We start from the raw sequence: 14,543 nt of genomic DNA, 5'->3' as shown, positions 1-14,543 counted from the left end.
CTGCTTCTATCCTGCGATAAATCTACAATAACCCTGCTATGTAAACTGAAGTTAAACGATTGAATAAGCCTGATTAAACTTCATGGTCGCCCTTAAAAAGAAATGAGGCAAGCTTCACAGCAGCAAGATATTCAGCAGGTGTATTCATATTAAGCAGCTCCATGCCTTGACCTCTGTCACTCATACTAAGGGGGAAGTCTTTCTCTTGAACATAACGAACCGCTAGGTTGTCAAGCCACTCCATCACCCGTAGACGCTTCTGCATAAGCGACTCCTCCAGACTAGGGAGAACGCTTCTATGATAGAAAGCCAATAGCGGCTGGGCTTTACCCGCGGCATTCACGGGGACGACCGCTTGAATAGATGACTCAGTTGAGGCAATCTCTTTCATGAAATTAAGAAGCTCTACGCCTGCAAAGGGCAAATCACAGGCCACGGCAGCACTCCATTCCGTATGCGATATGCGTAGTGTGGCATGTAGGCCCGCAAGTGGGCCGAGGTCGGGATAACGGTCGATTACCATGGGCAATCTAAGAAACTGGTAGTCTTTCCTTTCCTCTTCACCACAAGCGATTACAACGGTATCCGCTACCTGTGATAATCGGGCTGCCGTGAGTGCGACGAGAGGAATTCCACCCAACTCTAACAGTGCTTTGTCAGTACCCATTCGTCGGGAGTGCCCTCCAGCTAAAATGATTCCGGTAATCTCCATCTTTAGTCACCTCTTTACCAGACATTTGGAAAACCGCTCAAAAGTTGGTTTGTATCCCTTTTCAACACGTGTTACAGTGATAGAAGCGGCCTTAAATGCCGCGCTGCTGTTACCAAGCATCTAGCGGGAAAGGAGTGCCCAATTTGCGGGAAAACCTTGACAAGCAACCTTCTTTCACGTCTTTGAAATGGTTCAACTTTTTTGTATATGGTACTATAGTCCTCTTCACCAGCTTCTTCCAACTATACCTGCAGGATGCCGGGATGAACAAGTTGGAGATAGGCAGTGTAATGTCCATAGGAGCGCTTGTGTCGATTTTCGCCAATCCATTCTGGGGCATATGGACAGACCGGTCTCAGAATATTCGGCGAATCGTAATGCTTATGCTGACGGGAACACTTGTGATATCCCAGCTTGTTTTTCAGGCCAATACATATGAGATGATCTACGTCTCCATTATTTTATTCTATTTCTTTCAAGGCCCTCTGTTTGCCCAGAGCAACACGATGATTCTAAGTTATATTAACGGCACGACTCACCGTTTCGGCTCTTTTCGGTTGTGGGGTTCCATGGGATGGGCGCTGACTGCGGTCATCGCCGGGCCAATTCTGAATTGGGCTGGAGTGTCTGTATTGTCTTATCTATTTACAGCGCTGCTATGCGCCTCGATGATAGCCCTGCTTGCGCTGCCAAAGCTGGACCAGTCGATTGGAATGGCTCCACTGCCATTTAAAGGGTTCAGTCGAAATTTCTACAATCCCTTTTTCCTATGTTTTATTCTCTTCGGCATTCTGGTCTCTATTCCTAATACAATGAACAATACATTTATGTCGCTGTACATTACGGACCTTGGCGGCTCAAAATCAATGATCGGGCTCGCTGTATTCCTCTCTTCCATTCTGGAAGTAGGCGTGTTTATCCTCTGTGACCGGTTTCTCAAACGTAAGATCTCGGTGCTTCTAGGCTGGCTGGCGTTCGTCAGTGCCTTATTCGCACTGCGCTGGTGGCTGATGGCTGATGCGACAACAGCACTTCAGGTTGCGCTTATTCAAATTCTGCACTGTGTCACGTTCGGGGGCTTCTTCTATGTTGGGACCCAACTGACGATGCTGTTAGTTCCACGTGCTTACCGTTCTTCCGGACAAGCCCTCTATACGCTAACTTGGAGCGGGATATCCGGCATTCTTGGTGGTGTTCTTGGCGGCTGGCTGTTTCAGAATCTCGGTGCACAAAGCATGTACCAGTCTGGAGTATTTCTAGCCCTGATAGGCGCTCTCGGTTTCGGCTCCATGTGGCTCTTCGTCATTCGTGGTGGGTATCGCCCCCCTTCTGAGGTCGAAGAAGAGCATGCGGATATTGATCTGTGATCATCTGGCTGAGGCTAAGGCAACTTTCTTAAAATTCAATAAAGCTAAAAAACTAGCAAGCCTCCGGTCATTGGGGACTTGCTAGTTTTTTTTGGGTTTATTGTGCTTGCTTATGAAACGGTTCCCGCTGGAAGCAGCGGAGAGAACGGAACGATTGCGGAAAAGCGCCAGCGGTCGCACAGCGATTGAAGCAACGTTCCGTTCGCGGAGCGTCCGCCCAGAACACTTCCCTACATTTCACTCCAATTAGCCTTGCTTAGGCGGCTGAAATGAGCTTTTCAGTGGAACTACGAGATTAAATACAAGATGGCCTGGAGCGGAATACTTGCTGTCCACATTGAAATAGCCATGCCGGAAAAATTGATATTTATCCTGCGCCACACTTTCTCTAAGCGCTGGCTCTACGAATCCTTGCAGAATGTCAATGGATTTCGGGTTGATCTGATCGAGGAAACTTGGCTCTGCCTTCTCAGCAGGAGCATCCAGACCTTCCAGATCCGCCACTACCTCATCCGGTGCCTCGGCAGAAATCAGCGGCTCGTACAGACGGAATTCCGCAGGTACAGCCTGACTTGCTTCTACCCAGTGCAACGTCCCCTTCACTTTGCGGCCCGTAAATCCGCTTCCGCTTTTGGTTTCCGGGTCATACGTGCAATGCAGCTCGACAACCTCACCGTGTTCGTCTTTGATGAACTCATTGCATTTGATGAAGTAGGCATTCTTCAGGCGAACTTCATTGCCGGGGAACAACCGGAAATATTTATGCGCTGGATTCTCCATGAAGTCGTCGCGTTCAATGTAAAGCTCACGTGAGAACAGAACCTGGCGGGTGCCCATTTCTTCATTCTCAATGTTATTCTCCACTTCAAACATTTCGGTTTGGCCCTCGGGATAGTTCGTGATAACGACCTTGAGCGGACGCAGTACAGCCATGGTACGCGGTACGGTAAGCTTAAGATCTTCACGGATAAAGTGCTCCAGCATTTGCAAGTCCACTAGACCCTGGCTTTTGGAGATGCCTGCCTCGTAGACAAAGCTGCGAATAGCTTCCGGAGTATAGCCACGACGACGCAGGCCGGAAATCGTTGGCATACGCGGATCATCCCAGCCGTCCACATGCCCCTCGTCTACCAGCAACTTCAGCTTGCGCTTGCTGGTCATCGTCTGAGCTACATTAAGACGTCCAAATTCATATTGATGGGGCACGGACGGCATCTCACATTCCGCTACAACCCAATCATAGAACGGTCGTTGATCCTCGAACTCCAGCGAACAGAGAGAATGGGTCACACCTTCGATAGCATCCTCCAACGGATGGGCAAAAGCATACATGGGATAGATACACCACTTATCGCCTGTATTATGATGATGCGTATGAGAAATACGATAAAGAACCGGGTCCCGCAGGTTAATATTCGGGGAAGACATATCGATTTTGGCGCGCAGCACCTTCTCGCCGTCCTTGAAATCGCCAGCATGCATACGCCGGAATAAATCCAAATTCTCCTCTACGCTGCGTTCGCGATGCGGACTGTTCTGACCTGGCTGCGTCAGCGTTCCCCGCAGTTGACGGATTTCATCAGCACTAAGATCATCTACATAAGCTTTGCCCTTGGTCACCAGCAGTTCAGCCCGCTTGTACATCTCTTCGAAATAATCCGAAGCAAAGCGCAGCTCATCCCATTCGTAGCCTAGCCACTTCACATCTTCTTGAATGGAATTCACATATTCCGTGTCCTCTTTAGCAGGATTGGTATCGTCGAATCTCAGGTTTGTCTTCCCACCAAACTCATCAGCCAGTGTAAAGTTAATCCAAATCGCCTTGGCATGTCCGATATGTAAATAACCGTTCGGCTCTGGTGGAAAGCGGGTAACAACTTCCTTTACTTTACCCGAGCGTAGATCTTCGGTAATGGCATTCTTAATGAAATTGGAGGGGGTGCTACGGTTCTCCACAGTTATCAACCTTTCGTTCTGGAATATTACATCACTTTTCTTGTATAAACATGTTTCCTACTAATATACCCGTTAAACAGCGATTGTTCAATAAAAGTAGACACAGGCCATCCACTAATCCCAAGTTAATCACCCTATCCTTTGACTTCTCTCCCGGCGATGGAGTAGCATGAAGAACATAGGGACTTTTAGCTTTTATCTGCACAAAAGGGGAGACTTTAGAGCCGTGAAGTTAATTAAACTGCCTAAGGAGCAGCGGGAAAACATTGTAGAGAACATCCGCGCCTACTTCGAGTCCGAACGTGGGGAAACCATTGGCCACCTGGCAGCAGACAGCCTGCTGGAGTTCTTCTTAGAGGAACTCGGACCCTCCATTTATAATGGGGCGTTAGGGGATTGCCGCACCCTTGTAGGACAGCGAATGCAATCGTTGGAGGAAGATATTTACGCACTGGAATGGAAGAAGCGCAAGTAAGCACAACAAGTCCTATGCCGCTGAGGAGGCTGCTGCTTGTTCAATTATCTCATTGATGAAGAGCTTATGCTAAAGCCACTGGTGCTGGAGCATACCCGTCAAATGTTTGCGCTGGTGCAGCGCTCGCGGATTCGACTGCGGCAATGGTTACCTTGGGTAGATGCCGTTACGGAGCAGACCCACATCGTCAGCTTTGTCAAAAATGCGATTAAGCAAGGCGCTGACAACGGCGGCTTTACCGCCGGACTGTGGGTCCGCGGTGAGCTTGCCGGCATTGTCGGGTATCACGAAATCGACTGGAGCAACCGTTCTGTTGGCATCGGCTACTGGCTGGGTGAGGGTTATGAAGGAAAAGGCTATATGACCAGTGCCTGCCGGGTTCTTGTGGACTACGCACTGCTGGAATTAGAGCTAAACCGTGTGGAAATTCGTTGCGCCACCGGCAATACCCCCAGCCGAGCCATACCCGAGCGGCTTGGGTTCGTACTCGAAGGTATTGTCCGACAGGCGGAAAAGCTGCCTGCCGGCTATGTGAATCATGCTGTGTATGGCTTGCTGCGCAGCGAATGGAAACTGCTGAGCTGAGGCCTCCAGCCTCGAACTCACGGGCATAAGACGTGAAACAACCCTGGTGGGTAGATATGCCGCCAGGGTTGTTTTGCCGGATCATGATCATTTCGACCACGTTTCATTGTTACTTCGTTAAACCTAGCTCTCCGCCAGCTCCAGCCAATTGCGGAACTTCGTGCGGATTCCTTCAGCCAGGCTCTCAAGCTCCAGCAGTTCGGCCAAGCCCGTCTTGTCCGTACGTCCGACCTCCATAGAATGCAATACCCGTGACACTGCTATACCGCCCGCACCGCTCTCCTTCTTCAGGATAACGTCGCCGGCAGAGATTTTGCCTTCACGCAGTACGCGAAAGTAGAAACCACTATACCCCGTTTGCAGCACCTGGGCAGGCATATCAACAGGACCATGCTTTTGCGAGAGCTTGAAGCAAGGATAACGCGGCTGACTCACCTGTAGCAGCGTCGACCCTATTTCATAAATGTCTCCAATGTTGACCTCTGTCTCCAATAGCCCGCTTGTCGTTATATTCTCACCAAAGGCGGAGAATTCCAACTTTTTGCCTAAGTATTTCTCCCAATACGAATAATGCTCAATAGGGTATACACAAACCGCCTTGTCGGGACCGCCGTGATTCACCAGATCCGCCTGTCCATCACCCTCGAAGCCGTTGCTGCACAGCTGTACCGGGCCTTTCACGGGCATTTTATAGATTCCTGTCTCCACTGGTTTGCCGCGGTAGTCGACCGTTATCGGCTGACCCAAGTTAAGCGAGATGATTTCCATGTTCCTGACCTCCTGTCAGCATACAGCTCATAAATACCTCATCCACGTAACGACCGCCCAGATAAAATTCCTCCCGCAAACGTCCCTCTTCCTGAAACCCGCATTTTTGGTAGAAGGAGAGTGCCGGCGTGTTACAGGATAATACACGCAGACGAAGCTTGCGAATTCCATTGTTTGCGGCATGCTGTTTGATCGCTACCATCAGTTGCTGCCCAATGCCCACTCGCTGGCAGCGCGGATGAACGGCAATATTAACCTCGCACACATGTCTATTGCTTACCATTCCACTGGGACAGCCAAAGCCGACATACCCGCAGAGCTGGCCCTCTTGCATAGCCACGAGCTGAGAACCCGGGGGAGCGTGCAGCAGATAATCCTCACGTGAACGCCACATTAAAGGACCCGGTGTAGTCTCTTCCGTCCAGATCATATTGTCCAGTGTAATCAGTTCACGAGCATCCTTGAATTCAGAAGGTCTAATATCAAGCGTATCTCTATTGATGTGTTGCATTCCTTATTGCACCCCTTGCGTTACTGCTTCAATCATTCTAAGCAGATTGTTCCGTACTATTAGTCCAAGCTTTACGACCTCGCCGGTTGACAAACGCATGTAAAACGAAGGACCCTATGGACAGCACTGCCATTGCGCAGGCCAACCAAGCTGTGGGGGCTAAGCCGCCACTATCAAATAGACTGCCCATGAAAAAAGGACCAATGACTCTACCCACTGCGCCAATCCCCCCCGTTAATCCGAGATAAAATGGAGCGCTGCGGTCTGCATGCTCCGAAATAAAGGAGGGCATCGCCGGTGAGATAAGCATTTCGCCTAGCGTAGTCAGCAGCATCGCCAGCAGCAGACCGGGGTAACTCGGCAGCAATAATATAACGACATAGCCGCTAAAGTAAAATACAGCACTTGCTGTCATTTGGGCTGTTGTCGTCGATGCGAACCAGCGTTTAATCAGGCTGACGAGTGGCTGTGCCACGAAGATAAGCACACCATTCAGCGTCCAGAGAAAGCCATAAATACTTTTGGACCAGCCTTCGGAAATAATAAATGGTGATACACCTGTATTCCAGATGGAATTACCGATCAGTAGGAACAGCGAGCCAATAGCCATGTATAAATAAATATGCGCATGACCCATCAGCCTCCAGTTGGAATCCGTGCGTGGTTGGACTCTTCTGTGATCCATCGTCTCAGATGAGGGTTCTGTACCCACCTTCCGCAAATAAACAAAGAAAAAAACCGCAAATACAGCCGAGGACACGCCATTCAGCACAAAACTCAGCATATAGGAGAAGTCTGCGAGGAACCCGCTTAGCGCGGTACCGATGGCTACTCCTATATTATTGGCGACATAAATAACATTGAACAGCTCACCGCGCTGCTCCCTGAATCGGAAGCCGATGAATGCCTGTATGGCCGGCAGCGAGAGTGAGTTAAATAATCCTACCAGTCCCATCATTGCCATAAATAAGTTCCAGTTGGTGCTTGCGGCCGGTAAAGTGAACAGGGCCAACGCATTCATCGCCAACGCTCCAACAATCAGCTTATTTACGCCTATTTTATGATAAAGTGAACCGCCGAGCAATTGGCCTGCAATTCCGCCAATAGATTGGATAACGATAACGAGCCCGGCATCCTTCATACTGCGGCCAAGCTCGTCAAATACATACATCGTCACAAGCGGCCACATGATCGCACTGCCTATAGCGTTTATAAGGCTGGCAATCAGAAATACTTTTACTTCTTTAGGATAAGCATCTAAAAACTTCATTGTAATGTACATCCCCTGTTATATATATGTCATTAATCCCATCCAGTATTATCCGATAACAGAGCTCAGGGCAAGCCTGTACATTGACGCTTTATCGCATTAATACGCAATTTCACCGTCGTTTCACTTCCACTGTCGTTGAGAAAAAGGTTGCTCCGTTTCCCATATCGCTAAGCCGGTCCGGAGTTAGTACATTCACTCTTTGCCTGCGACCTTTTCCTTCCCACCACAGCCCCTGACTGATGACGGTGCCGGGCAGCATCTTGTCTGTCACCATAGCCGCAAGTTCTACGATACCTCTATCATTGAATAGGGTAACTTCATCGCCATCGGTTATGCCCCGCGCTGCCGCATCCTCTGGATGAATCTGCAGCAGGGGACCCTTTTCCAATTTCTGATGCTTCTCCAAGTTAGAGAAGGTGGAATTCAAGAAATTATGATTCGGTGGAGAGATAAACATCAGTGGATAGGGAGTTCCCACCTCCGGTCTCCGCACCCCATCATAACCTTCCTTCAGCGGCATGTAGGTAGGCAGCGGAGGCAAGCCTGCCCGCTCCATCGATTTGGAGTACAGCTCGATCTTGCCTGACTCGGTAGGCAGACGATCCAGAAAGGATTCCTTAGGCGTCATATCCAGCTTCACGTAGCGCTCGGCCATCAGCCGTTCCAGTGTCACACCCTTTAAATAGGGATTACGCGGATAGTCTAGCGCTTCCCGGATCATCTCCTGCTCAGACTGGCTGAAGATATCCGAGTCAAAACCCATAGCTTGGCCCAGCAGGGAGAACAGCTCCACGTTGCTCTTACATTCCCCAGGCGCCTCCATAATAGGCTCTTGAAGCTGAATGTAATGATGCCAATACGAGCCAAAGACATCCGTATTCTCAAAAGAGGAAGTCGCCGGCAGTACAATATCTGCATACCGCGCCGTATCCGTCATAAACAAATCATGGACCACTGTGAACAGGTCCTCACGAGCAAAGCCCGTCCGTACCCGCTCCGCATCCGGAGCGACAACGACTGGATTGCTGCAATAGACAAATACCGCCTTCACTGGTCGTTCCGTCATTTCCAGCGCTTCGCCAATCCTATTCATATTAATGCTGCGCACCTTTGAATCTGGACGCAAATCCGGACGGGTCAAGGCGCGTGAATTCATGGAGGTATAACCACCATTAGACTTATACGCACCGCCGCCGATCTTCTGCCATTGTCCGGTCAGCGCTGGCAGACAGGCAATTGTCCGCACATTCATCCCACCGTTGTCATGATGCTGTAGCCCGTTGCCAATATGAATATGCGAAATTGCGGCCTCACCATACAATTTAGCCAGCTTCTCAATATCAGCAGCAGGAATACCCGTAATATCCGAGACTACCTTAGGAGGATACGCTTCAACATGCTCCCGCAGCTCCTGATGGCCCACAGTATACCGTTCCATGAACAACTCGTCGGTTAGACCGTCCCGAAATAGAATATGCATCAGACCCAGCGCCAGCGCCGTATCTGTCCCTGGATACAGCGGCAGGAACCAGTCACCCCACTGTGCCGTCTTATTGTGGTGCACGTCGATAACGATAACCTGTGCGCCGCGCTTGCGGGCCTTCTCAGCCAAGACTACCTGGTGCATATTGGTACTGACAATATTCCCACCCCAAATAATGATCACATCAGCGTTTACCGTATCTTCGGGACTTGTGCCCCCGTTGAAGCCCATCGTATAATTCCAACCAACGGTACCTGCCGCACTGCAGATCGTCTGCTGCAGACGACTTGCCCCGAGCGCATTAAAGAACCGCCGATCCATTCCGTCTACACTGAGTACACCCATATTTCCATAGAAGCTATAAGGTAGAATACTCTCCGCTCCATAATCCGTAGACAGCTGGCTGAACTTGCCAGCAATCTCACGGATCGCTTCCTCCCAGCTAATAATTTCAAACGAGCCTTCCCCTTTGGGACCCACACGTCTGAGTGGATGCATCAGCCGTTCGGGATGCTGAACCCGCTCGGCCATATGCCGCACCTTATTGCAAATAGCTCCCTGGGTTACCGGATGCTGCGGATTACCTTCTACTTTTATAATCTTCCCAGCTTGCTTATGCACTAAAAGTCCACATGTATCGGGGCAATCCAGCGGACACACCGCCTGAAATATCCCGTCCCCATTCTGGCTCATAACCGCAGTCCTCCCTCGTTTCCCTAGATATTTATATTTTATAGATGCTGGAGTCGTCCGTAAAGGCGGAGTATGAAATGTGCTGATTCGATCCTGAGTAGTCCGGGTAATCATTACTATGAAACACTCCCTATTCTTTCATTCGTCGTGAGCCCGATTTCGTTCCCCCGAGTCGGATCTGCACGGCGAATTTTCTTATGTCTGAACGAAAAAACACCCCTCAGAAACTTCATCTCCACTTACCCGAAGGCCTTGGAAATAAATGTTCTAAGGAGTGCTCATTAAACTAATGATACCAATGGTTTCTACATAGTATGAGGGCTAATTAAGCGTGTTTCTTCACACTGGCCGAAGCCATGGTGTCCACGGATTGAACGGCTGAAGGTGCTTTTTGCAAGAACGATATATAATAAGCCGCACCGACGAATATTGCTCCTCCTACCAAGTTACCAAGCCAGACCGGAACAAAGTTGTTAAAGTATTGGCCCCAAGTGAAATGGCCTTCAAATATAGCTGCCGGAATAAGAAACATATTCGCAACAACGTGCTGGAAGCCAATGGCAACAAAAGCCATAGTCGGAAACCAGATGCCAAGAATCTTACCGCTGAAATTATCTGCACCATACGATAACCAAACAGCCAGTGCAACGAGCCAGTTACAGCCAATACCGGAAATAAAAGCTTGTAAGAAAGTCGCGTCAATCTTATGCCCTGCCATATCAACCAATTTGTCCAAATATACTCCATCTGCCGTCAACCCCACGATATGGCCGAAGAAATAAGCAACAAATAAGGCACCCGCCAAATTACTAAGTGTGATCAGGACAAGATTCTTGATGACTTCCCAAAAAGAAATCTTCTTCGCTATGAATGCTAGCGGCACTGCCATCATATTACCCGTGAGCAGTTCTCCTCCTGCCAGCAGGACCAGCACCAACCCCACTGGGAATACAGAAGCCCCGATAAAAGTGGCGATGGAGCCCCATTCTTTAGGCGCGCCTGCGATGACACGAATATCCAGTAAAAATCCGAGCGCGATAAACGCTCCTCCCAGAAAGCCCAGAATAAGCACGGTACTCAACGGATTATGAGCCTTCTTAATTCCGTTCTCTACGGTTACTTCGGCAATCTGCTGCGGTTTGTTATAAGCCATGGTTCCTATCTCCTTCGTCTATTTACTTCAAATTTGTTCCTTTATGCCATTGTAGCGTGTCACAAAACACAATAACGTGACAATTATCACTCTCAGAAAACCTAAGTGAAAATTTTCACTGACATGTCAAATTTATTGTACAAGTAGAAATCAACAAAAAAGACTGAAGCACTAAAAATGGCCTCAGTCCCCAATGCTATATTATTATACCGTCATTTCCAAATAGTTTATACAGTTACTGTTTCTTTGCGAACGATTGTCTTCGGCAGTGCTTGAAGTCCGGCCGTGTTCAGGAAATTCCAAGGTTTATTGTAGTGTGGCTGGAAGAAGAAATCAATGAAAGCCAGCTGATCTATGGTCATTTTGTTCTGAATACATACCGATACGGTGTTGATCGATTGCGTCAGGTCCATTTTGGACATAATCTGCGCTCCGAGAATGCGGCGGGTTGCCCGGTCAAATACAACTTTTAGCTGAACCTGCTCGAATGTCGGCATGAATTCCGGACGGTAATTATCGTTGATCAGGACGGTTTCTACATCCATTCCCTCAGCCTTAGCCGCATCTTCAGTAAGTCCGGTGCCTGCAATATTGTCTTCATAAATCTTAATGCCCGAAGTGCCTTGAGTTCCCATATAAGGAATCGTTTCGGCAACCAGATTGCGTGCGACCAAGGTTCCCATCCGGACAGCGTTAGTAGCTAGCGGGATATAGGCATGCTTGCCTGTAGGATTGTAATGAATGGCGCAACTGTCACCAGCTGCATAAACATCCGGGGTACTGGTCTGCATATAGTCATTGACGATAATGGCGCCATTTGGCAGCATGTCCACTTGACCCTTCAGCAAATCTGTATTCGGGCGGAAGCCGATGCAGAGAATGACCAGATCTGTCTCATGCTCACCTTTGCTCGTAATCACCTTCGTTACTTTTCCACCAGCACCTGCAAAAGAGCTGACCTTCTCACCCAAAGCCAATTTAATTCCATGATCCTGCAGCGATTGTTGTATAGGTGCAGTGAATTCTTCGTCCAGATATTTACTCAGGATGCGCTCTTCTCCATCAATCAGCGTCACCTGTTTACCGTTCATCTGAAAAGCCTCGACCAGCTCCACCCCGATATATCCGGCACCCACAACAGTGATTCTGTCCACCTGCTGTGCTTTTTCAATAATGGTGTTGGAGTGGCTGTAATTCTTGGACAGCAGGATACCATCCAGTTCCATGCCTTCGAGCTTCGGAACAATCGGCCACGAACCGGTAGTCATGATCAGCTTGTCATACGTATCGTCAAATTCGAGGCCAGTAGCCAAATTTCGGGCGCGTAAGGTTTTGCGTTTCGTGTCAACGGCGATTACTTCATGGCGCATGTTCGTCTTCACACCCAGCTCCGCCAGTTGCTCTGGCGAGGAATAGAACAATCCTTGCGGGTCTTTGATTACTCCACCTACGTACAAGGCAATTCCACACGATAGAAAGGAAATATTATCATTACGCTCATATACGGTGATTTCGGCATCAGGGTATAACTGGGCGGTATTTACAATTGCGGCGGTTCCGGCATGGGTACATCCAATGACTGCTACTTTCATGATTTCTTCCTCCTCCAATTTGACTAGCTGTTCGTATACTCTTATCTTCGCTTTGTATGTGATTTATTTCACTTCATACGCTGATTATATTGTGATTAATATCACATTGCAAGTCTTTTACGCTATATTCCCAAATTGTTCACAACTTAAAGTAGATGATGCCAGTTCTACAACTTGCGACTTTGTTAGCTTTTCCACATCATCAGGACATTATGTTTATCAGAAAAAAGCAAAAAATCCCCGGTCTCACCGTTAGAACATCACGATGACAACCCGGGGAAGAGATTGATCAGACAGATTTACACGAGCCCGTGCAGCTCTCCATCCTCGTCGATCCGCAGTGACTCTGCGGCTGGTTTTGCTGGAAGACCTGGCATGGTTACAATATTACCTGTAATCACAACTGCAAACCCAGCACCTAGCGATAAGGTAATATCGCGAACACCCATTGTGAAGCCTACTGGTGCACCAAGCAACCGTGGCTGATCGGAGAAGGAATACGGTGTCTTCGCCATACACACCTGAAGATCATGCAGTCCAAGCCGTTCAATGATTGCTAAGCTGCGTTTCGCCGCAGGAGAGAAGGCCACGTCCGCACCGCGATAGATTTCATGGACTATTTTGTTGATCTTAGACGGAATATCCAGGCTATTCTCATATAAAGGAGTAAAACTCTCCGTGTCGCTCTGATCCAGCAGCTTCTTCAATTCCGCAGCCAACTCCAATCCACCGGCTCCACCTTCGGCCCATACCTTAGATACAGCAGCAGGCACATTTAGGCGGCGGCAAGCTTCCTGAATATCATGAATCTCTAACTCGCTGTCCCCGGCAAAATGATTAATGGCGACCAGCACAGGTACGCCAAATTTACCGAGATTCTCAATATGGCGCTCCATATTGGACAATCCGGTCAGCAAGGCTTCCCGATTCTCGGTTTGCAGCTCATCCTTGCGAACGCCACCGTTATACTTCAGCGATTTCACCGTTACGACAAGCACCGCTGCCGAAGGTGCCAGCCCAGCTTGACGGCATTTAATATCCATGAACTTCTCAGCCCCAAGGTCAGCACCGAATCCTGCTTCCGTGACCACAACATCTCCCAGCTTCAATGCATAACGGGTACCAATAACACTGCTACAGCCATGGGCAATATTTGCAAAAGGTCCACCGTGGACGATGACCGGAGTTCCCTCTAAAGTCTGTACCAAATTGGGCTTAACCGCTTCTTTAAGCAGCGCAGTCATAGCTTCAACAGCCCCTATCTCTTTGGCAGCCACCGGCCGCCCCAACTGATCATATCCGATCAGCATCCGGCTCAAGCGCTTCTTCAGATCAGCGAGGTTATCACAGAGACAGAGTACAGCCATAATTTCGGATGCGGTCGTAATCTGGAATCCACTCTCACGTACCGTTCCATTGCCATCACCAAGTCCGGTCACAATGCTGCGCAGGCTGCGATCATTCATATCCATCACGCGTTTCCATACGATGCGCTGCGGATCAAGACCCAGCTCATTGCCTTGGAATATATGATTATCGATCATGGCCGACAACAGATTATGTGCAGACGTAACCGCATGAATATCACCCGTAAAGTGCAGGTTAATCTCATCCGCAGGCACGATCTGCGATTTGCCGCCGCCGGTAGCGCCGCCCTTCATGCCAAGGCATGGGCCGAGGGATGGCTCACGCAGAGCTGCAACAGTCTTAACGCCCGCCGCATTCATGGCCTGGGCCAATCCGATCGTCGTTAACGTCTTGCCTTCCCCAGCTGGCGTCGGATTGACCGCAGTGACCAATACCAGCTTACCATCGGGCTTATGCTTCAGATCCTCCCATAGGGATGGTGACAGTTTGCTTTTATATTTGCCGTACAGTTCCAGATGTTGCTCATCAATCCCTGCTTCTGATGCGATCTCTGTAATTAACCTCATGCTTGAAAAGAACCCTCCTGCCGTTATTATCCTAATTCATA

At 49.1% G+C, this 14,543-nt stretch carries 12 protein-coding genes; 3 read left to right on the top strand and 9 right to left on the bottom strand.

Features of this window, described 5'->3' with window-relative positions; genetic code table 11:
- Nucleotides 1-73: 73 nt before the first annotated feature.
- Nucleotides 74-712 (bottom strand): molybdenum cofactor guanylyltransferase, encoded by a 639-nt coding sequence (gene mobA, locus H1230_RS03210; protein WP_239714201.1) that lies wholly within the window; start codon nucleotides 710-712, stop codon nucleotides 74-76.
- Between the two features lie 143 nt (nucleotides 713-855).
- On the opposite strand from mobA, the gene H1230_RS03205 reads away from it, so the two are divergent.
- Nucleotides 856-2,079 carry an MFS transporter gene (locus H1230_RS03205; protein WP_239714200.1) on the top strand — a complete coding sequence of 408 codons (1,224 nt, stop codon included), beginning with the start codon at nucleotides 856-858 and terminating at the stop codon, nucleotides 2,077-2,079.
- Nucleotides 2,080-2,325: 246 nt separating this feature from the next.
- Here H1230_RS03205 and H1230_RS03200 read toward each other — a convergent pair whose 3' ends face one another.
- Nucleotides 2,326-4,035, bottom strand: coding sequence for a glutamine--tRNA ligase/YqeY domain fusion protein (locus H1230_RS03200; protein WP_239714199.1), 1,710 nt, complete (start codon nucleotides 4,033-4,035; stop codon nucleotides 2,326-2,328).
- Nucleotides 4,036-4,261: 226 nt separating this feature from the next.
- Here H1230_RS03200 and H1230_RS03195 point away from each other — a divergent pair, with 226 nt between their 5' ends.
- On the top strand, nucleotides 4,262-4,510 hold the full coding sequence (locus H1230_RS03195) for a DUF2164 domain-containing protein (protein WP_239714198.1): 249 nt from the start codon (nucleotides 4,262-4,264) through the stop codon (nucleotides 4,508-4,510).
- A gap of 36 nt (nucleotides 4,511-4,546) precedes the next feature.
- A complete protein-coding gene (locus H1230_RS03190) occupies nucleotides 4,547-5,095 on the top strand; it encodes a GNAT family N-acetyltransferase (protein WP_239714197.1) in 549 nt (182 codons plus the stop codon).
- Nucleotides 5,096-5,218: 123 nt separating this feature from the next.
- Here H1230_RS03190 and H1230_RS03185 read toward each other — a convergent pair whose 3' ends face one another.
- The 7 genes from H1230_RS03185 to H1230_RS03155 form a co-directional block, all read right to left on the bottom strand.
- Nucleotides 5,219-5,863: an MOSC domain-containing protein gene (locus H1230_RS03185; protein WP_239714196.1), complete on the bottom strand. Its 645-nt coding sequence runs from the start codon at nucleotides 5,861-5,863 to the stop codon at nucleotides 5,219-5,221.
- Nucleotides 5,844-6,374, bottom strand: coding sequence for a GNAT family N-acetyltransferase (locus H1230_RS03180; RefSeq protein ID WP_154119203.1), 531 nt, complete (start codon nucleotides 6,372-6,374; stop codon nucleotides 5,844-5,846). The genes H1230_RS03185 and H1230_RS03180 overlap by 20 nt, the downstream gene beginning before the upstream one ends.
- A gap of 37 nt (nucleotides 6,375-6,411) precedes the next feature.
- On the bottom strand, nucleotides 6,412-7,644 hold the full coding sequence (locus tag H1230_RS03175) for an MFS transporter (RefSeq protein ID WP_239714195.1): 1,233 nt from the start codon (nucleotides 7,642-7,644) through the stop codon (nucleotides 6,412-6,414).
- 112 nt (nucleotides 7,645-7,756) lie between these two features.
- Nucleotides 7,757-9,823 carry a molybdopterin-containing oxidoreductase family protein gene (locus H1230_RS03170; RefSeq protein WP_239714194.1) on the bottom strand — a complete coding sequence of 689 codons (2,067 nt, stop codon included), beginning with the start codon at nucleotides 9,821-9,823 and terminating at the stop codon, nucleotides 7,757-7,759.
- 325 nt (nucleotides 9,824-10,148) lie between these two features.
- Nucleotides 10,149-10,976, bottom strand: a complete 828-nt coding sequence (locus H1230_RS03165; protein WP_239714193.1) for a formate/nitrite transporter family protein — start codon at nucleotides 10,974-10,976, stop codon at nucleotides 10,149-10,151.
- 227 nt (nucleotides 10,977-11,203) lie between these two features.
- Nucleotides 11,204-12,568: an FAD-dependent oxidoreductase gene (locus tag H1230_RS03160; protein ID WP_239714192.1), complete on the bottom strand. Its 1,365-nt coding sequence runs from the start codon at nucleotides 12,566-12,568 to the stop codon at nucleotides 11,204-11,206.
- A gap of 299 nt (nucleotides 12,569-12,867) precedes the next feature.
- The gene (locus tag H1230_RS03155) at nucleotides 12,868-14,502 is read right to left on the bottom strand and encodes a formate--tetrahydrofolate ligase (RefSeq protein WP_239714191.1); all 1,635 of its coding nucleotides are present in this window, start codon (nucleotides 14,500-14,502) and stop codon (nucleotides 12,868-12,870) included.
- Nucleotides 14,503-14,543 lie beyond the last annotated feature (41 nt).

This window comes from Paenibacillus sp. 19GGS1-52, from assembly GCF_022369515.1.
Lineage (GTDB): Bacteria > Bacillota > Bacilli > Paenibacillales > Paenibacillaceae > Paenibacillus_AQ.
Note: the sequence above shows the minus strand (reverse complement) of the source record. Positions and strands in the feature narration are given on the sequence as shown.

What these genes read in the sequence shown, in the direction of transcription:
- mobA (WP_239714201.1), bottom strand. Translation starts at nt 712, where the DNA reads ATGGAGATTACCGGAATCATTTTAGCTGGAGGGCACTCCCGACGAATG.
- H1230_RS03180 (WP_154119203.1), bottom strand. Translation starts at nt 6,374, where the DNA reads ATGCAACACATCAATAGAGATACGCTTGATATTAGACCTTCTGAATTC.
- H1230_RS03155 (WP_239714191.1), bottom strand. Translation starts at nt 14,502, where the DNA reads ATGAGGTTAATTACAGAGATCGCATCAGAAGCAGGGATTGATGAGCAA.
- H1230_RS03170 (WP_239714194.1), bottom strand. Translation starts at nt 9,823, where the DNA reads ATGAGCCAGAATGGGGACGGGATATTTCAGGCGGTGTGTCCGCTGGAT.
- H1230_RS03165 (WP_239714193.1), bottom strand. Translation starts at nt 10,976, where the DNA reads ATGGCTTATAACAAACCGCAGCAGATTGCCGAAGTAACCGTAGAGAAC.
- H1230_RS03185 (WP_239714196.1), bottom strand. Translation starts at nt 5,863, where the DNA reads ATGGAAATCATCTCGCTTAACTTGGGTCAGCCGATAACGGTCGACTAC.
- H1230_RS03175 (WP_239714195.1), bottom strand. Translation starts at nt 7,644, where the DNA reads ATGAAGTTTTTAGATGCTTATCCTAAAGAAGTAAAAGTATTTCTGATT.
- H1230_RS03160 (WP_239714192.1), bottom strand. Translation starts at nt 12,568, where the DNA reads ATGAAAGTAGCAGTCATTGGATGTACCCATGCCGGAACCGCCGCAATT.